The following is a 21,474-nucleotide window of genomic DNA, read 5'->3' on the forward strand; positions in this document are numbered from 1 at the left end:
CATTGCAACCGGAAGGGGTGCACCATGTTTGACAATCTGATCCTCAATACCGATTCCTACAAGGCCAGCCATTACCTGCAATATCCGCCAAGTGCATCGGCCATGTATTCCTATATCGAATCGCGTGGCGGACGTTTTGACCGCACCGTGTTTTTCGGTCTGCAAAGCATCCTGCAGGACTATCTGTCCAAGCCGATCACTGCCGGGATGATTGCCGAGGCGCGCGAGCTGTTTGCCGCCCACGGCGAACCGTTCAACGAAGCGGGCTGGCAGCACATTCTGGACGTACACCAGGGGCGGCTGCCCTTGCGTATTCGCGCGGTGGCGGAAGGCAGTGTGGTACCTACCCACCAGTGTCTGGTGACGGTGGAATCCACCGACCCGGCGGCGTTCTGGCTGGTCAGCTATCTGGAGCCGGTATTGCTGCGCCTGTGGTATACCACCACGGTGGCGACGGTATCATGGCACGCCAAGCAAATCATCCGCCGTTACCTGCAAGCGACCTCGGATGACCCGGCCGGGCAATTGCCCTTCAAGCTGCACGACTTTGGCGCACGCGGGGTGTCCAGTACCGAGAGCTCGGCGCTTGGTGGCCTCGCCCATCTGGTCAACTTTATGGGCACCGACACCGTGCTGTCGCTGGTGGCGGCGCGTCGCTACTATGATGAGCCGATGGCGGGCTTCTCGATTCCGGCGGCGGAACACTCGACCGTGACCAGCTGGGGGCGCGAGCATGAGTTTGATGCTTACCGCAACATGCTGCAGCAGTTCGCCAAGCCGGGGGCATTGCTGGCAGTGGTGTCCGACAGTTATGACCTGTTCCACGCCATCGAGCAGGGCTGGGGCGGCGAGCTGCGCGAGCAGGTGGTGGCCTCGGGGGCCACGCTGGTGGTGCGCCCCGATTCCGGTGATCCGGTGGAAATTGTGCGCAAGAGTGCCGAGATGCTGGCCGAACAGTTCGGCGTGACCCTCAATAGCAAGGGTTACAAACTACTCAACCATGTGCGGCTGATTCAGGGTGATGGCATCAATCTGCAGGCCATTGAGGCGATTCTGGCCGGGCTGCAAGCCAAAGGCTTTGCCGCTGACAATATCGCGTTTGGCATGGGCGGTGCGTTGCTGCAGCAATGCAACCGTGATACGCAAAAGTTCGCCATGAAGTGCAGTGCCATGCAGGTCAATGGTAGTTGGCGCGATGTGTACAAGGACCCGGTCACCGATCATGGCAAGGTCTCCAAGAAGGGCCGTGTGGCGCTGTATCGTCGCAATGGGGCGTATGTCACCACAGCTACCCCCATGCCGAGTGATGAGGATGCCATGCTGACGGTGTTTGAGAACGGCGTGCTGTGCCATCGCCATACCCTGGCCGAGGTGCGGGCGCGTAGCGAAGCGAGGTAAACGTGACATGGTTTCACGTGAAACCATCCAGCAAAACGGGCAGCGTGGCTGCCCGTTTTTACTTCTTCAGCAGTTGTAACTGGCCATCCGGCTGAATGTTGACCTTCATCTTGTTACGAGCGGGCTTGAAGCTGAGTTGCTGGCCTTTGCGCACCACTTGCAGGGACTCTTCGTCGTCCGTCTGGTAGTCGAAGCGAACCATGGACAGTGCTTTGCCCGCACCCTCCACCGGGTGCAGGAAGGCGGTGCTGCCATTTCGCTCGCTGACGAAATCGAGTTGCAGCAGGTCGCCACCGTGCAGGTGGTAATCGGTCTGCAGTTGCGGCTCGGCAGCGATGACGCCGCTCTCCTGCTGACGGCCATCCGCGCGCTTCAGGCTGGCGCGATAGTACACCGTGACTGCAGCCGGGTTTTCCGGCATGCATTCAAACACTTGCCACTGTTGCTGCTGTACGGTTTTTTTGAACACCGATTTGAAGCAAGGGTCGCTGGCAACCGGGGCTTTCTCGGCGTGGGCCGTGCCTGCGAGGCACAGGGCAGCCAACAGGCTGATTCTAACTAAGGTCATGGGTTTTTCCGGCAAGGTTAATCGCCTCGGGTAGAGGCATGCTGATGTCGTATCATCGCACAAGAAAAACCCGCCTGCCTAGGGGGCCAGGCGGCGGGTGGTGTGGGTCGCAGCTTGCGCGACCCGGGGTGACACAGGATGCGACCGTCAGGCTTTGGGTTCGGGCGGCGTCACCACTTCGCTGTAACCACACTCCTTTTGCGGGCACACTTTTTCGGTGCCACGGCGCTTGGTGGTCTTCAGGGTCAGTATTGGCCACTTGCACTGCGGGCAGGCTTCGGCCAGTGGAGGATTCCAGGTCGCGTATTTGCAGGCCGGGTAGGTATTGCAGCTGTAGAACAGCTTGCCATAGCGGCTCTTGCGCTCGATCAGCGTGCCCTTGTTGCACTCCGGGCAGGTCACACCGGTGTCCTTGGGCTTTTCCAGCGGCTCGATGTGCTTGCAGGTCGGGTAGTTGGCGCAGCCGACAAATTTGCCATACGGGCCATTCTTCAGCACCATGCCGCCGCCACATTTCGGGCAGATACGGCCTTCCACCAGCGAGGGTTCCACTTCTTCCTCTTCGGCGTTGCCGTTGAGGTTGCGGGTGTAATCGCATTCCGGATAGCCCGAGCAGCCGACAAAGCGGCCCCGCTTGCCAAAGCGGATGGTGAGCTGCTTGCCGCACTTGGGACAGGCTTCGTCCAGTGCCTCATGCGTGACTTCGGCACGGGTCAGGTTCTTTTTCTCCTCCACCTGCTTGTGGAAGCCTTTCCAGAATTCCTGCATCACCGGAATCCAGTCGCGATCGCCATTGGAGATCTCGTCCAGCTTGTCTTCCAGCTTGGCGGTGAAGTGGTAGTCCACGTACTGGGTGAAGTGCTCGGTGAGGAATTTGTTGACCACTTCACCGGTGTCCGTCGGGGTCAGCCGCTTCTTGTCCACCAGCACATACTCACGGTCTTTCAGCGTGGTGATGATGCTGGGGTAGGTGGACGGACGGCCAATGCCGAACTCTTCCAGCGCCTTGATCAGGCTGGCTTCGGTGTAGCGCGGTGGTGGCTGGGTAAAGTGCTGGTCACCGTACAGGCGGTCGACCGGCAGCACATCGCCTTGCTCCAGCACCGGCAGACGGGCATTGTCCTCGTCCTCGGCGTCGTCCTCGTCTTCCAGATAGACCGCCATGAAACCGGCAAAGGTCAGTACCTGGCCGCTGGCGCGGAACAGGTTGCCACTGCCCACTTCGATATCAACACTGGTCACATCAAAGCGGGCCGGGGCCATCTGGCTGGATACTGTGCGCTTCCAGATCATTTCATACAGCTTGAACTGGTCCGGCGTCAGGAAGCCCTTCATCGCTTCCGGGGTGCGGAAGATGGAGGTCGGGCGAATCGCCTCGTGCGCTTCCTGCGCATTCTTGGCCTTGTTTTTGTACTGCACCGGCTGCGCAGGCAGGCTGTCAGCCTCAAAGTTTTTGCTGATGTAGTGGCGGATCTCGGTGACGGCTTCTGCCGCCAGTGCCACCGAGTCGGTACGCATATAGGTGATCAGACCCACCGGGCCGCTGCCAATGTCGATCCCCTCGTACAGCTGCTGGGCGGCACGGGTGGTGCGGTCGGCTGTCAAACCCAGCTTGCGGCCCGCCTCCTGCAGCATGGTGGAGGTGGTGAATGGTGCCACCGGGCTGCGCGACTTGCGCTTTTTCTCCACCTGCACCACGTTGGCCGGGTGGCCATTGAGGCTGGCCAGCACCTCGCTGTGGCGGGCATCATTGTTGATATCGAACTGCTCCAGCTTCTTGCCTTGATACTGGAACAGCTTGGCGGAGAAGCGGGTGCGGCTCTTGTGGCTATCCAGATGGATGGACCAGTACTCCTGGCTCTGGAAGGCGCGGATTTCCAGCTCGCGCTCGCAGATCAGGCGCAGCGCCGGGCTTTGTACCCGACCGGCCGAGAGCCCTTGGCGAATCTTGCGCCACAGCAGCGGTGACAGGTTGAAACCCACCAGATAGTCCAGTGCCGAGCGTGCCTGCTGGGCGTTGACCAGATCGGACGCGATATCACGCGGGTTGGCCACCGCGTCTTTGACCGCGCTCTGGGTAATCTCGTGGAACACCACCCGGCGAATGGTCTTGTTAACAGTCAGCCGCTTGCCTTTGAGGATTTCCAGAATGTGCCAGGAAATCGCCTCGCCTTCGCGGTCCGGGTCAGTCGCCAGATAGACGTTGTCGGCGTCTTTCACCGCCTTGGCGATGGCATCCACATGCTTGCTGTTGCGCGCAATCACCTGGTATTTCATGGCGAAGTCGTTGTCGACATCTACCGAGCCGTCCTTGCGTACCAGTCCACGCACATGGCCATAGGAAGCCAGTACTTCAAAGTCGGCACCGAGGTATTTCTTGATGGTCTTCGCCTTGGCGGGCGATTCCACGATCAGCAGATTGGCTGCCATAGTCTCTTCTAAGCTTTCAAACAAACGCCCCACCAAGGTGAGGCGTGTTACGTATTTTTTCCAGTGTAACGGGAAAGGCTGCGATTGCAAATTGTCGTCGTATTCAGCCGCGACGACGGTAACGTCCACCCGGTAGCGTTTCCACCTGCCCTTCCAGCTCCAGCTGCAGCAGCAGCGGCAGTAATTCTGCGGCGCTGCGACCACTGCGCAGGCTCAGTTGATCCAGATCGATCGGGTCATATTCCAGACCCTGTGGCCAGTCTGCTGCAGGGGCTGCCAGATCTGCTGGCGCAGCGGCGGGTGCGAGCGTGGCGGCAGGATGGGCAGGCAATTCCTGCAGAATGTCATCAGCACACTCCACCAGTTTGGCGCCTTCCTTGATCAGGCGGTGACAGCCCTTGCTTTGTGTCGCGTGGATCGAGCCGGGGATGGCAAACACATCGCGCCCCTGCTCCAGAGCGTGCCGGGCGGTGATCAGCGAGCCACTGTTGAGGGTAGCCTCTACCACCAGGCAGCCGCGCGCCAGGCCCGCAATGATACGGTTACGCTGCGGGAAATGCCCAGCCAGTGGCGGCGCACCCAGCGCATACTCTGAGAGCAACACCCCGTGAGCGGCGACCCGGTGGGCCAACTCCCGGTTGCCCGCCGGATACACCCGATCCAGCCCGGTGCCCACCACCGCAATGGTGCTACCTTGCCCCTCCAGCCCCCCCAGATGGGCGGCACGGTCGATGCCATCGGCCAGCCCGCTGACGATGGTCCAGCCCGCCTGCGACAGGCTGCGGGCAAAACTGTGGGCGGTATCAAAGCCACCGGTGGTGGCGTGGCGGCTACCCACCACCGCCAGCGCAGGCTGGGCCAGCAAGTCGCGCCTGCCTTTGACGAACAGCACCGGTGGTGGGGTAGGAATCTCCAGCAGCTGCGGCGGGTAGTCGGCATCGGCCAGTGTCAACAGGCTGTTGCCCGCTTGCTGCAGCCAGTCCAGATGCGCAGGCAAATCGACAGGCGTGTGCTGCAAAGCCGCCGCGACCCTACGCGGGATAACCTCAGCCAGTACGGCTTCCCGCTGGGTGAGGATATGCTGCGGTTCATGGAAACGTTGCAGCAGCGCCAACAAAGACGCCGGGCCCAGGCCCGGCGTCAGTGTGAGGCGCAACCAGGCCTCGTGTTCGGTCATGGGCTTCTCTTACGGGTTGACCACCACGTCACGCGCCTTGATCACGTCGGTTGAACGCATCACCAAGGCGTAGGACAGGTGATCAAACACCCGGAACACCATCACTTCTCCGGCCACTTCCGGCAAGGTGTACAGGTCCGGGTCGGACGAGTTGACCTTCTGCATCAGGCGCGGGGCTTTCAGCGCCTGCAGCACATGGCCCACCTCCAGCCCATCCAGCGCGCCCTTGTTCAGCACCACCATGAAGTACTGGCCGACTTCTGCCATATCACCATAGCTGGAGACGACTTGTGCGTTCACCTGGAATGACGGCGCATGCGGCTGGTAGTTACGCAGCGAAGGCTCCGGTGCGGCAAGCAGACGGTCGTGATAAGTGATTTCGCGCTCAGCACGCAGGATGGTCAGTTTGCTGACCTTGCCCACCACATCCAGCCGGGCATCACCCAGATAGAGGGCTTCATGGCCGAGGATGATTTTTTCGTCCTTGTCCGCCGGGTCTTTCAGGGCTTTGCCCTGACGGTAGATTTGCCAGACGCTACCCTGCTTCTGGCCTTCCAGGCCCTCGGCGTAGACGTAGTCGCCCGCACCGAACACCACGCGCAGTTCACCACCGGCACCGATGCGGGGTGAGGTCAGCAACTGCTCGTTGGTAATGACCTTGGGTTGCGACAGGAAGGGGTCGATGATCGACGAGGCAATGGTAGGAATGGCGTCGCCATCCAGCCCCTCAATCCGCACCTGCGGACGAATTTTGATGGTGCCACCCTTCATGGTGGCGCCACGCGAGACGGAAAGACGCGGCTGACCATCTACCATGTCCAGTACGATCAGATCACCCGGATAGATCCAGTGCGGGTTTTTGATTTCATCCCGGTTCATGTTCCAGATTTCCGGCCAGCGCCAGGGTTGTTTCAGGAACTTGCCGGAGATGTCCCACAGGGTGTCTCCCCGACGAACGGTATAGGTATTCGGGTGATTGTCCTGCAGTTGCAGGGTATCCGCTTTTGCCAAGCCCAGTGCGGCAAGCATGAGAAGCGATATAATGGCCTTACGCATATTACAACCTCGACTGTGTCGTCACTCGGGCGTCCGCGCCGAACTCCTCAGGGCTGACGGTGCATGGAACGCAATTTCATCAAGTATGTCAGATAAATAGAGAAAATTCTGCATCCATTTTCTCAGGCTGGCAACAGATATCGGCGTATGACATCAGGTTTTCAACAGGCAGGCAACATGGCGCTCCTCAATATCTTGCATTATCCCGACCCACGACTGCACACGGTGGCCAAACCCGTTGCGGTGGTAGACGACCGTATTCGCACCCTGTGTGCCGACATGCTGGAAACCATGTACGAGGCGCGCGGCATTGGTCTGGCGGCCACTCAGGTCAATGTTCACGAGCGGGTGGTGGTGATCGACATCAGCGAAGACCGGCAACAACCGCAGTATTTCATCAACCCGGAAATCCTCAAGCGGGATGGTCGCTGCGAGACTGAAGAAGGCTGCCTGTCGGTGCCGGGCGTCTACGACAAGGTCACCCGGGCGGAGCGGGTGACGGTACGCGCGCTCAATTTGCAGGGCGAAGCGTATGAGCTGGAGGCGGACGAGCTGCTGGCCATCTGTATCCAGCATGAAATCGACCATCTGGACGGCAAAGTGTTTGTCGAACATTTGTCACGCATGAAGCAGGACCGCATCCTGAAGAAACTGAAGAAGCGTGAACGGCAGAATTTGTAAGCCATCAGAACACGCTTGTTCGTCGTTGCTATTTCCATGATTCAGGGTAATCCCATGCGTGTGATTTTTGCCGGGACACCGGTATTTGCCGAGCGGGCGCTGCAAGCGCTGGTGACCGCCGGATTCGACATTCCTGTGGTGCTGACCCAGCCGGATCGTCCGGCGGGGCGCGGCATGAAGCTGACCCCCAGCCCGGTCAAGCAGTGCGCGCTGGCGCACGGCCTGCCGGTGTGGCAACCCACGACCTTGCGTGATGCCGAGGTCCAGCACGCCTTGCGCGAACTGCAGGCAGACGTGATGGTGGTGGCCGCCTATGGGCTGATTCTGCCGCAGGGGGTGCTAGACATCCCGCGTCACGGTTGCCTCAACATCCACGCTTCACTGCTGCCGCGCTGGCGCGGGGCGGCACCGATCCATCGCGCCATTGAAGCGGGCGATGCGGAAACGGGCATCACCATCATGCAGATGGAGGCTGGGCTGGATACCGGACCGATGCTGTCGATCCACCGTTGCACCATCTTGCCGGAAGACACCACCGGCAGCCTGCACGACCGGTTGGCGGAGATGGGCGCACAGGCCATCGTGGCCGACCTGCCGCGCTGGGTGGGGGGGCAGCTGGCTGCGGTGCCGCAACCAGCGGAAGGGGTGAACTACGCCAGCAAGATCGACAAGGCCGAGGCTGAGCTTCTGTGGCAGCGGCCAGCCTCAGAGCTGGCGCGGCGCATTCGTGCCTTTCATCCGGCGCCAGGTTGTTGGACTCGCCACCAGGGCGAAGTGCTGAAAGTGTGGGCGGCTACCGAGGCCGGCGCACTGAACCTGCCCGCCGGGCAGTTGCACCGGGATGAGGCTGGCCATGTGATGGTGGCGTGTGGCGAGGGCAGCTTGCGCTTGCTGGAGGTGCAGCGCGCCGGTGGCAAGCGCCAGCCCGCAGCGCAATGGGCGCAGGGTCTGGCCGATGGTGTGACGCTAGGCCTTTGATCAGACATTGAATTTTTTACCCTGCCCCTCATCTAAGGGTTACGCACGGAGCGTTTCTCCGTATGGACACAAGGATGAGGGCGATGTGGGGCAATTGGCTGAAGACGGCCACGTTGCTGGCCGGTTTGACGGCGCTGTTCGGGGTATTGGGGATGGCCTTTGGCGGGGCCGCAGGCATGCTGATCATGCTGCTGCTGGCCGGAGCCGTCAATCTGTGGGCGTGGTGGCAGTCCGACAAGCTGGTGCTGCGTATGCACCATGCCCAGCCGGTGGACAGCCGCAGTGGCGCACCGCTGTACCGCATGGTGGCGGAGCTGGCACAGAAAGCCGGATTGCCGATGCCCGCGGTTTACCTGATCCACAGTGCGCAACCCAACGCCTTTGCCACCGGCCGCGATCCGCAGCATGCTGCGGTGGCGGTCACCAGCGGTCTGCTGCAGCTGTTGAGCGAGCGTGAGCTGCGCGGCGTACTGGCGCACGAGCTCGCGCACATCCTGCATCGGGACACCCTGCTGTCGACCCTGACCGCTACCATTGCCGGTGCGGTCAGCAATCTGTCGCAATTCCTGCTGTTTTTTGGCGGCAGCGGGGGGCGGGACGACGAGCGGCCGATTCATCCGCTGCTCGCCTTGGTGATTGCCCTGTTCGCGCCGCTGGCGGCCATGTTGATTCAGATGGCGATTTCACGGGCCCGTGAGTTTGAGGCGGACCGGGTCGGGGCCCTGCTCAGTGGGGACCCGCAAGCTCTGGCCAGTGCCTTGCAGCGGATCGAACGCTACGCGCAAGGCTATGTCATGCCCAGCGCCGAGCAGCATCCGGAAACTGCGCAGATGATGATCATCAACCCCTTGCATGGCGGGGGCTTGGCCGGGCTGTTCCGTACGCACCCGGTGACGGAGGAGCGCGTGGCCCGTTTGCTGGCCATGTTGCGGCCATCGGCGTCGTCCGGCTGGTAAGCATGGGACACCACCGCCCCGCCGGGGCGGTTTTTTGTTAGTATCCACGCTGACCAGAACAGAAGTCAGTGATCCCATGTTTCAGATACAACGTGTTGCCACCGAGGTGATCGGCCAGGTCCTGGCCGGGCGCAACCTCACCGAGGTGCTCAGCGAAACCCTGCAACACGACACCGAGCTGACCCCGCAGCAACGGGGCGGCATCCGCGACCTGTGCTATGGCACCTTGCGCCATTACGGCACACTGGATGCCGTGCTCAAGCAGATGATGACCCGCCCGCCGGAAGACCCACGCGTGCGGCTGGTCCTGCTGGTGGCCTTGTACCAGCTGCAGCATACGGCAGCGGCGCCTTACGCCATCGTTGACCATGCCGTACGGCAGGTGGCGCGCTGGCTGCCGCCCGCCAAGGGGATGGCCAATGCCATTCTGCGTCGTTTCCAGCGTGAGCGCCGCAGCCTGCTGGAGCAGGCCGGAAATGACCCCGCCAGTCGCTATGCCCTGCCCGGCTGGTGGGTCAACCAGCTACGGCAAAGCTACCCGGAGCGCTGGAAGCAGATTGCTGAAGCCGGGCTGCTGCATCCACCCATGGGTTTGCGCGTCAACCTGCGCCAGCAAACCCTGGCGGCGTATCAGCAGCGACTGGCCGACGAGGGGCTCAGTGCGACGGCCGTGGGTGAAGCGGGGTTATTGTTGCAGACACCCGTGCCGGTCAGCCGCTTGCCGGGCTTTAGCGAGGGCGCGGTCTCCGTGCAAGACTTGGGTGCACAACAGGCCGCCCTCTTGCTGGATGCGCGAGACGGCATGCGGGTATTGGATGCCTGCGCGGCACCGGGTGGCAAGACCGGCCACCTGCTGGAGCGGCATCGTTTGCAGCTGACGGCGCTGGATGTGGATGCCAGCCGTCTGCAAAGGGTGCAGGACAATCTGGACCGGCTGGGGGAGCGGGCCACGCTGCTGTGCGGTGATGCCAGTCAGCCATCAGCCTGGTGGGACGGGCAGCCGTTTGACCGCATCCTGCTGGACGTGCCATGCAGCGCCTCGGGGGTGGTGCGGCGCAATCCGGACATCAAGCTGCACCGTCGCCCGGCGGATATCGAGCAGTTTGCCCGCCAGCAAGCCGCCCTGCTGGATGCCATCTGGCCCTGCCTGGCGGTGGGTGGGGAGCTGCTGTATGCCACCTGCTCCATTTTCCGGGCGGAAAACCAGCAGCAGGTGGTGGCCTTTCTGGAGCGACAGCCCCATGCGATGCTGATACCGCTGGGCGATGACGTGGCCACCCTGCAACTGCTGCCGGACGCGCAGCAGGACGGTTTCTTTTATGCCCGGCTGCGCAAGCTTGCTTAAGCGGGCGCTGCTCGTTGGCCTGCTGCTGGTGAGTACACTGGCGCAGGCGGATATCGCCTTCCGCCAGGCGAAGGTGCAACTGGGCGACGAGGGTTATTTGCTGTCCGCCCGCTTTGCCTGCAGCCTGCCTCCCACCCTGGAGGATGCGCTGCAGCAGGGCATGACGCTGGGGTTTGTGCTGGATTTTGAGCTGATTCGCCATCGGAAGCTGTGGTTTGACAGCACGGTGGTGACCCTGCAGCGCAACTACAAGCTCAGCTATTCTGCCTTGACCCGGCAGTACCGCCTCAGCTATGGCGGGTTATACCGCGGCTATCCACGGCTGGATGCTGCGCTGGGGGCTTTGTGTACCCCCAGTGGCTGGCTGGTGCTGGAAAAAGGTGGGCTGCGGGAACTGGGTGACCTGCAAGGCCGCATCCGTCTGCAACTGGATAGTCAGCAGCTGCCGCAAACCTTCCAGATCCGGACCCTGACCTCGTCGGACTGGAACCTGGGTTCCGACTGGCAAAGCTTTTCCTTCTCCCCGGAGGCGGCACCATGAAGCGCCTGGTGATACTGGCAGCACTGGTGACCGGGATCATGCTGTACCTGCTGGCCAGCGCGGCAGCCAATGGCAGCCGGCTGTCCAACCACTACAACCTGTTGTTGTTGCTCAACGGTGTGGTGGCGGTCGGCTTGCTGGCGCTGGTTGGCTGGCAGTTGTGGAACCTGCGCAAGAAGCTGAAAGCCGGGGTGTTTGGCTCCAAGCTGACCTTGCGGCTGGTGTTGATGTTTGGACTGGTGGCCGTATTGCCCGGTGCACTGGTGTATACCGTTTCGTTCCAGTTCCTGACCCGCAGTATCGAGACCTGGTTTGATGTACGGGTGGATACGGCGCTGGACCGGGGCTTGAACCTCGGGCAGGTGGCGCTGGACCACGTCCGGCAGGAACAGGAGCGGGTGGCCCTCAGCATTGCCCGGCAGCTGAACGAGGCGAAGGACGCGGACCTGCTGAGCCTGCTGGGGCGACTGCGTGAGCAGCAGGACATTGCCCAGCTGGGAATCTTTACCAGCCGGGGCTCCTTGCTAGCGTATGCGGGTAGCGAGTCGCCCGCTCAGCCAGCACAGAATGAATTGCTGCAGGCGCGCAGCGGGCCGTGGTCGGTGGTGGAAAACGCCGCCGAGAATGAGCACGAGCTCAAGGTGCGGGTGCTGGTGGCGTTGAAGCCAGGCGGGCTGGGCGGCGATGGCCGCATGCTGCTGCTGCAGCAACCGGTATCCCGTCAGCTTGCCGATGATGCCGAGGTGCTGGAAAACATCCGCCGTGATTACAAGACGCTGGCACTCTCGCGCGGCAACCTGCAGCTGATCTATTCGGTGACGCTGACGCTATCGCTGCTACTGATCCTGCTGCTGGTGATGGCACTGGCGTTTTACCTGTCCAGCCGCCTGTCTGCCCCGCTGTCGGTTCTGGCGGCGGGGACTCGCGCGGTGGCGCAGGGCGATTTTAGCCAGCGGCAAACGGTGCTGAGCAAGGACGAGCTGGGGGTGCTGACGCTGCAATTCAACCGCATGACCCGACAGTTGGCCGAGGCGCGTGACAGCGTGGAGCAGCAGCAGCAGGCGCTTGCCGCCGCCAACGAATACCTTGCCAGCCTGCTGGCCAATCTGACCGCCGGCGTACTGGCCTTCGATGCCGGCTTTGGTCTGCGCTCCAGCAATGCCGGTGCCGACGCCATTCTCGGGGTGCCGATGCATGAATTGCAGGGCACGGCGCTGGCGGCATGGGGCCGTCGCATGCCGCAGCTGGCTGAATTTGCCCAGCGGGTGGTGGAGGGTTTCAGCGGTGTGGGGCAGGACAGCTGGCATGCACAGCTGGAGCTGGTCGGCCCTCGTGGTAGTCAGGTGCTGCTGTTGCGCGGCAGTCGCATGCCGGGCGCTGGCCATGGCTTTGTGTTGGTGTTTGACGACATTACCGACCTGATGCAGGCCCAGCGCCAAGCGGCCTGGGGCGAGGTGGCACGGCGGCTGGCCCATGAAATCAAGAACCCGCTGACGCCCATCCAGCTGTCGGCCGAGCGGCTGCAGCACAAGCTGTCTGACAAGCTGGCGCAGCAGGATGCCGACATGCTGGCGCGCAGTACGCAGACCATTGTCAATCAGGTGGCTGCCCTGAAAAACATGGTGGAAGACTTCAAGGAATATGCGCGCGCGCCGAAGACGGTGCTGCAGATGCTGGACCTGAATGCGCTAGTGCGCGAGGTACTCACCCTGTATGAGAGCAGCGGCTGGGTGCAGGCAAGGCTATGTGATCGTGCCGTGCTGGTGATGGGGGATGCGACAAGATTACGACAGGTGTTGCATAATCTGTTGCAAAATGCACAAGATGCGGTATCGGGTACGGAAGCGCCTTGTATTGAAGTGCACCTGCAGCTGTCGGATGCTTCGGCCACGCTGGTGGTGCAGGACAATGGTGCGGGTTTTCCGCCGGACATGCTGGCCCGGGTGTTTGAGCCATATGTGACCACCAAGGCCAAGGGGACCGGGCTGGGGCTGGCCATTGTCAAAAAGATTTGCGAAGAGCATCACGGCAGCGTGAGCATACAGAACCGTGAGCCACAGGGGGCCAGTGTGACGCTGGTACTGCCAAGAGTCACCACGCCGCCAGAGGGAGACGTATGAGCGGAAACGAAATCCTGATCGTCGATGACGAAATGGGCATCCGGGAATTGTTGTCGGAAATCCTGCAAGACGAGGGTTATCGGGTCAAGCTGGCCGAGAATGCGGCCCAGGCACGGACCTTCCGGAATCAGCAGCGGCCGGATCTGGTGCTGCTTGACATCTGGATGCCGGATTGTGATGGCATCACCTTGCTCAAGGAATGGGCTCGAGCCGGACAGCTGACCATGCCGGTGGTCATGATGTCGGGCCATGCCACCATTGATACCGCGGTGGAGGCCACCCGCATCGGCGCGCTGGACTTCATGGAAAAGCCGATTGCCTTGCAGAAGCTGCTGTCGACCGTGCAGCGGGCCTTGAAGCGCGGCGGTGCCCAGCACCACCCGGAGCAAACACTGGCCAGCTTGGGCAAGGGTGAGGCCATTGTGGACCTCAAGGCCAAGCTGGATCAGGTATTGCAGCAGCGGCGGCCGGTGCTGCTGACCGGCGAGTATGGCGTGGCGTTTGAACCGTGTGCCCGCTACCTGTACACCCCAAACTCACCGTGGGTGACTGTCAATAATCCACAAACCCTGATTGACGCCCCGCTCAGCTTGCTGGAGCAGGCGCGCGACGGCTTGCTGTATGTGCCGGAAGTGGCTGAATTGCCGCGACGGGCACAGCAGGGCCTGATGCTGGTGGTCAACAAGCTGGAGAAGTTTCACGCCCGCTTGGTGGTCACCTCCAGCCAGCCGCTGCTGCCACTGGTGACCGAGCGGCAGTTTGATGCGACGTTGTATCAGGCGCTGGCAGGGCTGACGGTGGTGGTGCCGCCGCTGCGTCTGCATGCGGATGATGTGCCGGACCTGGCCAATCAATTGCTCACGCAGCTGATCGAAGCCCGCAAGGCACCGCAACGCCGCTTTGCCACTGCCGCGCTCAACCAGCTGCGGCAGCACGGCTGGCAAGGCAACCATCAGGAGCTGCTGCAGGTGGTGCAGTCTGCCGCCCTGACTGCCAGCGAAGAAGAGATCAGTGCGGACGATGTGCAGGCGCTGCTGCGCCTGTCCAGCAGTGCGCCGCGCGCGCCTGAGGCTGCACCGGCCCTGCCGATGACCGGCGTGTCGTTCGACCAGCCCCTGCGCGAAGCGCGGGACGAATTCGAGCGCCTGTATCTGGAATATCACTTGAAGCAGGCCGGCGGCAACATGAGTCAGGTGGCCGAACGCGTAGGGCTGGAGCGCACCCACCTGTACCGCAAGCTCAAGCAGCTGGGCGTGCAGGTAGGCCGCCGTCACAACAGCGGCGACGACTGATACCGCCTCTCCAAGGTTGAACCGACACCCATTGCAGGGTGTCGGCGACCCGTTTAAACTACCAAGCGTTTGCTTGATAGATTGCCGGAGCTCGCCATGACCACCGCTTACCCGCACCTGTTGGCCCCGCTGGACCTGGGCTTTACCACCTTGCGCAATCGTACTCTGATGGGGTCGATGCATACCGGGCTGGAAGAAGCCGAGCAGGGTTTCGAGCGCATGGCCGCGTTTTACGCCGAGCGGGCCCGGGGCGGTGTCGGCCTGATTGTGACCGGTGGCGTGGCCCCCAACGACAAAGGCGTGGTGATGGCCGGGGCCAGCAAGCTGGTCGATGAGCAGGAAGTGCCGCATCACCGTATCGTTACCGATGCGGTGCACGCCGAGGGCGGCAAGATTTGCTTGCAGATCCTGCATACCGGGCGCTATTCCTACCAGCTGGACCCGGTGGCGCCCAGTGCCTTGCAAGCGCCGATCAATCCCTTCCCGCCCGTTGCGCTGGATGAAGCCGGTATCGAGCAAACCATTGCCGACTTTGCCCGCTGTGCCCGGCTGGCCCAGCAAGCCGGTTACGATGGTGTTGAGGTGATGGGGTCGGAAGGCTACCTGATCAACCAGTTCATTGCGCCGAAGACCAATCACCGCACCGACCAGTGGGGGGGCAGTTTCGAGAACCGCATTCGTTTCCCGCTGGAGATCCTGCGCCGGGTACGTGCGGCGGTGGGGTCTGACTTCATCATTATCTACCGCCTGTCGATGCTGGATCTGGTCGACCAAGGCAGCAACTGGGACGAGATCGTGGCGCTGGCACAAGCCGTCGAGCAGGCCGGTGCCACGCTGATCAACACCGGCATTGGCTGGCACGAAGCCCGCATCCCGACCATTGCCACCATGGTGCCGCGCGGTGGCTTTGCCTGGGTGACGCGCAAACTCAAGGGCAGCGTACGTATCCCGCTGGTGACCACCAACCGCATCAACACGCCGGAAGTAGCCGAGCAGATCCTGTCGGAAGGCAGTGCCGACATGGTGTCGATGGCCCGCCCCTTCCTGGCAGACCCGGAATTTGTGCGCAAGGCGGCGGAACAGCGTGCGGACGAAATCAATACCTGTATCGGCTGCAATCAGGCCTGTCTGGATCATATCTTCCAGGCCAAGATGACCAGCTGTCTGGTCAACCCGCGCGCCTGCCATGAAACCGAGCTGAACTACCTGCCCACCGCGCAGCCCAAGCGCATCGCGGTGGTGGGGGCGGGGCCAGCGGGTCTGGCCTGCGCCACGGTGGCCGCCCAGCGCGGCCATCAGGTGACCCTGTTTGAGGCCAGCAGCGAGATTGGCGGGCAGTTCAATGTCGCCAAACAGGTGCCGGGCAAGGAAGAGTTCTATGAAACCCTGCGCTACTTCCGCACCCAGCTGGCGAAACATCAGGTCGAGGTCAAGCTGGGCCAGCGTGCCAGCGCGGAACAGCTGCTGGACTTTGACGAAGTGGTACTGGCAACCGGCATCCTGCCACGGCAGATCAGCTTTCCCGGCAGTGATCACCCGAAGGTGCTGAGCTATCTGGATGTGCTGCGGGACAAGCAGCCGGTAGGCGAGCGGGTGGCCATTATCGGTGCCGGTGGGATTGGCTTTGATACGGCGGAATACCTGTCCCATGAGGGCACGCCCACCAGTCTGGACCTGCCCGCCTTCCTGCAGGAGTGGGGCATTGATGGCGAGCTGTCGCACCGTGGTGGCCTGCGTGCCGGTGGCCCGGCAGCCTCGCACAGCCCGCGCCAGATTTACCTGCTGCAACGCAAGAGCAGCAAGGTGGGCGACGGGCTGGGCAAGACCACCGGCTGGATTCACCGTACCAGCCTGAAAAACAAGGGCGTGCAGATGCTCTCCGGCGTGCAGTACGACAAGGTGGACGATGAAGGACTGCACATCACTGTCAACGGTCAGCCGCAACTGCTGCCGGTGGATCACGTGGTGATTTGTGCCGGGCAAGAACCCCAACGAGCGCTGCATGCGGCGCTGGTGGCGAGCGGTAAGCCGGTGCACCTGATTGGTGGCGCAGATGTGGCCGCCGAGCTGGACGCCAAGCGCGCCATTGACCAGGGCTCGCGCCTCGCGGCTGGCCTCTGACGGAAGACTTCTTCCTGCCCCAGGGCTGGGTCTGCCGCCACAAAGGCGGTAGACTCGCCCCATGCACCCTCTTCTCTCCCGCCTCCTGCTCATACTGCTGCTGTGCTGTGGCACGGCCCAGGCACAGGACCTGAACCCGGCTAACCTCTACCGCGCACTGGCGCCGCTGCCCAAAACCCGGCTGGAGGTGCAAGGTGCGGTGATGGATGTGGCCTTCCAGGCGCAAGACCTGAGCTTGTCTCAAGCGGAGGTTGTGGCCTGGATTGAGCAGCGTGCGCAATGGGTCTCCGCCTTCTATGGGCGTTTCCCGGTCGATCGGGTCGAGGTGCTGGTTGATAGTGCCGAGGGGGACCGGGTGCTGGCCGGTATCGCCTGGGGGCAACCGTACCCGGCACTACGGGTGACCCTGGGCCGCAAGGCTACGCTGGACGCGCTGAATCGGGACGGTTTGCTGATCCACGAGATGATCCATCTTGGCACCCCCATGCTGCCCAACAAGGCGTTCTGGTTTCTGGAAGGCGTGGCCGACTACAGTGCCACACTGGTGCGCGCCAAAATTGGCGCGATCAACGAAACCCAGGCCTGGCGAGGGCTGGTGCGCAGCATGTGGCAAGCCATCCCCAAAATGGGCGAGCGCGGGCTGGATTACCCGATGAACGGCAGCCGGGTGTACTGGGCCGGCGTGTACTACTGCATGCAGGCCGACCTGCGCCTGCGGCAGCAGAGCGACAACCAGATCGGCTTTATGGATGCCCTGCGCCACCTTAACCGCGAGACGCGCGGCATTGCCGACTACACCAGCCTGGATCGTGTACTGACCACGCTGGATGGGGTCGACGGCGGTGCTACCTTCCGCGACCTGTATCAGGAGATGCGCGAAGAACCGGTGAGCCCGGACCTGCCCCTGATTTGGCTGCAACTCGGCCTGCGCTTTGACGACGACCTGCTGGAGTTCGACAACACCACCGAACTCGCCCCGCTGCGCGCCGCCATCATGCGTCGTTACGACGAAGAGTCCGCACTGGCCGCAGAATCACCGGCGGCCAACGCTGTACCCTGATCAAGTCTGGGGTAGCCACGGACGCTCAAGTGGTAGCGACAATGCCCTTGCCAAGGGTAGCCATGTTTTCGGCGCATGTTCACCATACAGCACCACACCCATCACATAGACTTGGCCACGCAGAACGAGTGGTAACTTCTGGCCCAATTGCTCGGCCGTCTTGAAATCCCGCTTCAACAAGGCTTGCTGGAGTGGTTGCATGATGGGCAGCCATCTCTTTTGGAAGTCGGTGGGTAGTGCTGCCAAGTCTGGAGGGGCGGCATGCTCACGTTGAGCCAGCGCCCAGGCCGACCAAAAACTGAGTACGTCAATCCCGTCTTTGCCTGGCAAGGCCAAAGCAGCCTTGATCTGACCGTCGGGGGCACCCGGTGAGGCGGCGCTGAGCCGCAACAAGCGAGGCCACGCCTCTGGTTGTTCGCTGACGGTATTGGCTTGCAGATTCAACTCACCATGGTATAGCTGGTAGAAGGCATGCTCGACGGAGCCAGGCCTGAGCGGTGTGTCCGTCTCCAGTGAAATCTTCATGGCTTCATCGGTACCTTCGACCAGATCTGGCGTCAGGTGAGCCGCGCGCTGCACACGAACCAGCTCGCTGGACAGCTGTGATTTGAGCTGCTGGTGCGCCGTTGCTTTCTGCAGGTAGCGCGCACCATCAGACCAAGCGGCGTGATCTAAGGCGGCATAGCCAGCGGCAACATTCCACCAGGGGTTATCGGCCCAGCGAGCAACCCCTGCTTGCGCAGCTTGATTCTGTTGGGTTTCAGGTAAGCAACGGAACAGCAGGTACTGATGATCCGCCTCGGGTAAGGTATTTCGGGCCTGCAGTTGGCGACACGTAGCCTGCTTTTCCTCATCCCCCATATCCTGCAGGCTGCGCCAGCCCAATACATCCTCCGGGTAGTCATGTACTCGCTGCTGCAAACGCTGGCGTGCATCCGGCAAGTGACCGGCTTGACGTAACCAATCCCATAATTGTGCGCTGTCTGGCAGGTCATGCCGGAGGTGCAGACTGATCAGGCGCGCCTGCTCAGTGGTGGGTAGTGTGCTTAGCAGCGGAAAAGGGTCATCCGGTACTGCCAAGGCTCGTATAACGCGCTCGCTCGATGTTGATGGCGGTGTTTCAAGCAGCAACCGGGCCTGACTGCCAAACCAGCGATCACTGTGCAAGACTTCGTTGTCCGCACCGGGATACTGGTAGTGGACATCCCATTCCCGTAATGGGATGGCAGCAGCGACATTATAAAAAGGTTTGCCCTCCAGCGTGCTGACCGGGGCATCAAAGGCCTCGATAAGTAGACCGGATTGGGTCTGGGTTCGAATCGGCAGGCTGCCGGCGTAATCGACGCGGAATGTGATATGGCTGCCTGCTGAGACCGGTTGTTCATAATCGCCAATCTGAACGACGACCGTTTGCCCGAGGCCATTGTATACATGCACGTCGAGCTCGTCCCTGCTGTACGTGGTGAGTAGTACAAAGCCGACGATGCTGACCGCGATGGCGAAGCGGACTGCCGCCAGATATCCGCTATCGGCGTGGAGGAAGCGTGCCCACCAGTCCAGTTTTTTCTGACGTGGACGCAGCTTGGCGGGCGGACGGACGGTATAGTGCTGCGGTACAGTCAGTGCAGCGGACGCTTCTGGCACTTGTCGCGCTTCAACTGCCTCAACCAGCGCACGCTCATTCTGTAAAAGCACAGTCAGTGCTGCATTATGCAGTCCCTCAAGGCAACTGACGGTGAACTGAACGTAGTTCTCGGAGGCGGCAATCCAGTCGTTGATATTGTCACTATTGGCCGGGTTGAGGCCAAAGTCTCCCAACCAGTCAGTCCAGCTTGAGTGACCGCTTTCATCTTGCAGTGCCAAGTCAAGACGAATGCTACTTCTGTCGTCATACACATTTTTAAGGGCGGAGTGCAAGACGATAGAGTCCTGCAGCAGCCGATCCATGCTGGCTTCAGTGACCCTGCTGGCGGTGACAATGGCCAGCGTGTTCCGGAATAGGCCAAAGGCATCTTCAATATCTTGCTGGGCATGCTCGGTGTAGTGCACCAGACGTAACAGGCTGCGCAGTCGCTCCGGCCAGCCCTGCCCTGCTTGCTTGGCCAGTGCCATCGGGATCGAGCGGGCGCGGGCATCGTGCTCTCGGATCCGGTGATTGACGGCGTCCAGATCGGCTTGGACTTGTGCAATGGCTTGTGGCAGCTGTTTGCGACGCAGCAGGCGGCCTCGATGCCGCAGCAGGCCGTCTGTACTTTCATAGATACCGTCTTGCACGGCTTGCAGCAGATCCCGCTCGCGTTCCAGTTCGCTTTGTTCATCCAGCCAGTCACGCAATTCGGCTGGGTACAGTTGCTGCATGGCGGAAGGGTGAACGTTTTGCAATGGCAGGTACAACGCATCCAGATTTTCGGTATGCAGACCCAGTGCTCGCCAGCGATAGGCTCCACGGTAGCGTGGATTGAACAGCTCACGTGCAAAACTCCGGTCCAGTTCAGCACATACCTCAGTGCTGGCAATCCACTCTACCTCCTCATCCTTGACCAGTTGGCGCGCGGTTTTCAGCTGCAGGGCTTCTGGCTGATCAAACAGGCTCCAAGCGGTCTCATCGTCAATGGGAGCGGCGAGATAGATCCGTTTGGCATTAGCCTCTCGCTCATGGCTGAACGGGTGTGAGGACCACATTTTTGGAGGTTGGGCCAGCTCGGTAACAAACACCCGGTGCTGTTCGGGTTGTTTCAAGGGGACGGGTGGAGCGACACCATAAAGAGGGTCATCCAGTAATTGCTGCATACGCAGCAAGAAATGTTGCTGGATGGTAAACACATTCTCCGGCACTCGCTTCTGGCGGATTTGCTGCTCCATGAGGCTCATGGTACGGCCCCAGGTATCCTCTGCCGCATGCAGCTTGTGCAACGCATGGATCAGGGCGTCGCTGCCGGTCAGGGATACCGCCACCAGATCGGCCTGGAATTCCATCTCGCGGGATAATGCGCGTTCTGCCAGTACCACCAGCAGAAACAGGCTGTGCAGCATGGAACGGATTGCCCAGATGATCAGCCGCAGTACCCAGCCCAGCCAGGCAATACGGAAGTCAGTATAGGACAGTTGCAGCAACAGGCTATCCAGCCAGTCACGCTTGTGGACCAGATGGCTGGCGATTTGCCCGGCAATGTATACCCAGCGACCGACAGCCATGCTGCGCTGGGCAAAGTGACCAAATTCATGGGCTAGTACAGCACGAAACTCGGTGACATTCAGCATGTTGACCAGTGGCAGGCCAATTTCCAGGTTTTTGCGTGAGGCAAAGAAGAAATTGAAGAAACTCAGGTCATAGAACACGCTGGCATTGACCCGCTTCGACAGGTAAACCCGCTTGGGGCGTGGCGCGCGCGCTTCATCGGCCAATTGGTGCAGGAAGGCAAACAGGCGTGGTGCATCAGCGGCTTTGATCTCATCTCCGTCCTCATACTTGCCACGACGGACAAAGAACAGCGACTTGATCATGAAAAAACTTAGAAATCCGGCCAGCAGGCCAATACCTGGGCTACTGTCATGAATGGTGATTCCATCGCCGGCAAAGGTGTACCAGGCGATATAGCCAAACCAGCCTGCCAAGCCCAGGTAGGCCAGCAGGAAGCCCAGCAAGGCGAGCATGGCCATCCAAGCCCGGCTGCGGTAGCGGCCTGAGGGCCGGGTCAGGGTGTTCCGTAAATCAGACGGTGCAGTCATCCAGCAAGCTCCGGTAGAGGTG

Annotated in this window: 15 protein-coding genes; 10 read left to right on the plus strand and 5 right to left on the minus strand. The window is 61.4% G+C overall.

What is annotated here, in order from left to right:
- Positions 1-24: 24 nt before the first annotated feature.
- On the plus strand, positions 25-1,398 hold the full coding sequence (locus ACE3O2_RS15605; RefSeq protein WP_374339050.1) for a nicotinate phosphoribosyltransferase: 1,374 nt from the start codon (positions 25-27) through the stop codon (positions 1,396-1,398).
- A gap of 58 nt (positions 1,399-1,456) precedes the next feature.
- On the opposite strand, the gene ACE3O2_RS15610 is transcribed toward ACE3O2_RS15605, so the two are convergent.
- The 4 genes from ACE3O2_RS15610 to ACE3O2_RS15625 all read right to left on the minus strand — a co-directional run bounded on the left by ACE3O2_RS15610 (position 1,457) and on the right by ACE3O2_RS15625 (position 6,602).
- A complete protein-coding gene (locus ACE3O2_RS15610) occupies positions 1,457-1,966 on the minus strand; it encodes a hypothetical protein (RefSeq protein WP_374339052.1) in 510 nt (169 codons plus the stop codon).
- A gap of 147 nt (positions 1,967-2,113) precedes the next feature.
- Positions 2,114-4,396 carry a type I DNA topoisomerase gene (gene topA / locus ACE3O2_RS15615; protein ID WP_374339054.1) on the minus strand — a complete coding sequence of 761 codons (2,283 nt, stop codon included), beginning with the start codon at positions 4,394-4,396 and terminating at the stop codon, positions 2,114-2,116.
- Positions 4,397-4,499: 103 nt separating this feature from the next.
- The gene (dprA, locus tag ACE3O2_RS15620) at positions 4,500-5,573 is read right to left on the minus strand and encodes a DNA-processing protein DprA (protein ID WP_374339056.1); all 1,074 of its coding nucleotides are present in this window, start codon (positions 5,571-5,573) and stop codon (positions 4,500-4,502) included.
- Between the two features lie 9 nt (positions 5,574-5,582).
- Positions 5,583-6,602, minus strand: a complete 1,020-nt coding sequence (locus ACE3O2_RS15625) for a LysM peptidoglycan-binding domain-containing protein (RefSeq protein ID WP_374339058.1) — start codon at positions 6,600-6,602, stop codon at positions 5,583-5,585.
- Between the two features lie 204 nt (positions 6,603-6,806).
- Between ACE3O2_RS15625 and def the strand changes: the two genes are divergently transcribed.
- From def to ACE3O2_RS15670, 9 genes are all read left to right on the plus strand, one after another.
- Positions 6,807-7,310 (plus strand): peptide deformylase, encoded by a 504-nt coding sequence (def, locus tag ACE3O2_RS15630; RefSeq protein ID WP_168878246.1) that lies wholly within the window; start codon positions 6,807-6,809, stop codon positions 7,308-7,310.
- 54 nt (positions 7,311-7,364) lie between these two features.
- The gene (gene fmt, locus ACE3O2_RS15635) at positions 7,365-8,288 is read left to right on the plus strand and encodes a methionyl-tRNA formyltransferase (RefSeq protein WP_374339061.1); all 924 of its coding nucleotides are present in this window, start codon (positions 7,365-7,367) and stop codon (positions 8,286-8,288) included.
- Positions 8,289-8,371: 83 nt separating this feature from the next.
- Positions 8,372-9,244 (plus strand): zinc metalloprotease HtpX, encoded by an 873-nt coding sequence (gene htpX / locus ACE3O2_RS15640; protein ID WP_168878244.1) that lies wholly within the window; start codon positions 8,372-8,374, stop codon positions 9,242-9,244.
- A gap of 76 nt (positions 9,245-9,320) precedes the next feature.
- Positions 9,321-10,589 carry a 16S rRNA (cytosine(967)-C(5))-methyltransferase RsmB gene (gene rsmB / locus ACE3O2_RS15645; protein ID WP_374339064.1) on the plus strand — a complete coding sequence of 423 codons (1,269 nt, stop codon included), beginning with the start codon at positions 9,321-9,323 and terminating at the stop codon, positions 10,587-10,589.
- The gene (locus ACE3O2_RS15650) at positions 10,564-11,130 is read left to right on the plus strand and encodes a DUF4390 domain-containing protein (protein ID WP_374339066.1); all 567 of its coding nucleotides are present in this window, start codon (positions 10,564-10,566) and stop codon (positions 11,128-11,130) included. Before rsmB ends, ACE3O2_RS15650 begins: the two co-directional genes overlap by 26 nt.
- Positions 11,127-13,250, plus strand: a complete 2,124-nt coding sequence (locus tag ACE3O2_RS15655) for an ATP-binding protein (RefSeq protein ID WP_374339068.1) — start codon at positions 11,127-11,129, stop codon at positions 13,248-13,250. The genes ACE3O2_RS15650 and ACE3O2_RS15655 overlap by 4 nt, the downstream gene beginning before the upstream one ends.
- Positions 13,247-14,542 carry a sigma-54-dependent transcriptional regulator gene (locus tag ACE3O2_RS15660; RefSeq protein ID WP_374339070.1) on the plus strand — a complete coding sequence of 432 codons (1,296 nt, stop codon included), beginning with the start codon at positions 13,247-13,249 and terminating at the stop codon, positions 14,540-14,542. Before ACE3O2_RS15655 ends, ACE3O2_RS15660 begins: the two co-directional genes overlap by 4 nt.
- 96 nt (positions 14,543-14,638) lie before the next feature.
- Positions 14,639-16,663: an FAD-dependent oxidoreductase gene (locus ACE3O2_RS15665; protein ID WP_374339072.1), complete on the plus strand. Its 2,025-nt coding sequence runs from the start codon at positions 14,639-14,641 to the stop codon at positions 16,661-16,663.
- Positions 16,664-16,724: 61 nt separating this feature from the next.
- On the plus strand, positions 16,725-17,723 hold the full coding sequence (locus ACE3O2_RS15670) for a hypothetical protein (RefSeq protein ID WP_374339074.1): 999 nt from the start codon (positions 16,725-16,727) through the stop codon (positions 17,721-17,723).
- Here the strand turns inward: ACE3O2_RS15670 and ACE3O2_RS15675 are convergent, their stop codons facing one another.
- Positions 17,724-21,452, minus strand: a complete 3,729-nt coding sequence (locus ACE3O2_RS15675) for a M48 family metallopeptidase (RefSeq protein WP_374339076.1) — start codon at positions 21,450-21,452, stop codon at positions 17,724-17,726. It lies immediately after the preceding gene.
- Between the last annotated feature and the right edge of the window lie 22 nt (positions 21,453-21,474).

This window comes from Leeia sp., from assembly GCF_041909055.1.
In the GTDB taxonomy this organism is placed as follows: Bacteria; Pseudomonadota; Gammaproteobacteria; order Burkholderiales; family Leeiaceae; genus Leeia; species Leeia aquatica.

Excerpts from the sequence above, each read along its gene's own strand:
- ACE3O2_RS15650 (WP_374339066.1), top strand. The coding sequence starts at position 10,564 with ATGCCCGGCTGCGCAAGCTTGCTTAAGCGGGCGCTGCTCGTTGGCCTG.
- rsmB (WP_374339064.1), top strand. The coding sequence starts at position 9,321 with ATGTTTCAGATACAACGTGTTGCCACCGAGGTGATCGGCCAGGTCCTG.
- htpX (WP_168878244.1), top strand. The coding sequence starts at position 8,372 with ATGTGGGGCAATTGGCTGAAGACGGCCACGTTGCTGGCCGGTTTGACG.
- ACE3O2_RS15610 (WP_374339052.1), bottom strand. The coding sequence starts at position 1,966 with ATGACCTTAGTTAGAATCAGCCTGTTGGCTGCCCTGTGCCTCGCAGGC.
- fmt (WP_374339061.1), top strand. The coding sequence starts at position 7,365 with ATGCGTGTGATTTTTGCCGGGACACCGGTATTTGCCGAGCGGGCGCTG.
- ACE3O2_RS15665 (WP_374339072.1), top strand. The coding sequence starts at position 14,639 with ATGACCACCGCTTACCCGCACCTGTTGGCCCCGCTGGACCTGGGCTTT.
- ACE3O2_RS15605 (WP_374339050.1), top strand. The coding sequence starts at position 25 with ATGTTTGACAATCTGATCCTCAATACCGATTCCTACAAGGCCAGCCAT.
- ACE3O2_RS15660 (WP_374339070.1), top strand. The coding sequence starts at position 13,247 with ATGAGCGGAAACGAAATCCTGATCGTCGATGACGAAATGGGCATCCGG.
- topA (WP_374339054.1), bottom strand. The coding sequence starts at position 4,396 with ATGGCAGCCAATCTGCTGATCGTGGAATCGCCCGCCAAGGCGAAGACC.
- ACE3O2_RS15670 (WP_374339074.1), top strand. The coding sequence starts at position 16,725 with ATGCACCCTCTTCTCTCCCGCCTCCTGCTCATACTGCTGCTGTGCTGT.
- dprA (WP_374339056.1), bottom strand. The coding sequence starts at position 5,573 with ATGACCGAACACGAGGCCTGGTTGCGCCTCACACTGACGCCGGGCCTG.
- def (WP_168878246.1), top strand. The coding sequence starts at position 6,807 with ATGGCGCTCCTCAATATCTTGCATTATCCCGACCCACGACTGCACACG.
- ACE3O2_RS15675 (WP_374339076.1), bottom strand. The coding sequence starts at position 21,452 with ATGACTGCACCGTCTGATTTACGGAACACCCTGACCCGGCCCTCAGGC.
- ACE3O2_RS15625 (WP_374339058.1), bottom strand. The coding sequence starts at position 6,602 with ATGCTTGCCGCACTGGGCTTGGCAAAAGCGGATACCCTGCAACTGCAG.
- ACE3O2_RS15655 (WP_374339068.1), top strand. The coding sequence starts at position 11,127 with ATGAAGCGCCTGGTGATACTGGCAGCACTGGTGACCGGGATCATGCTG.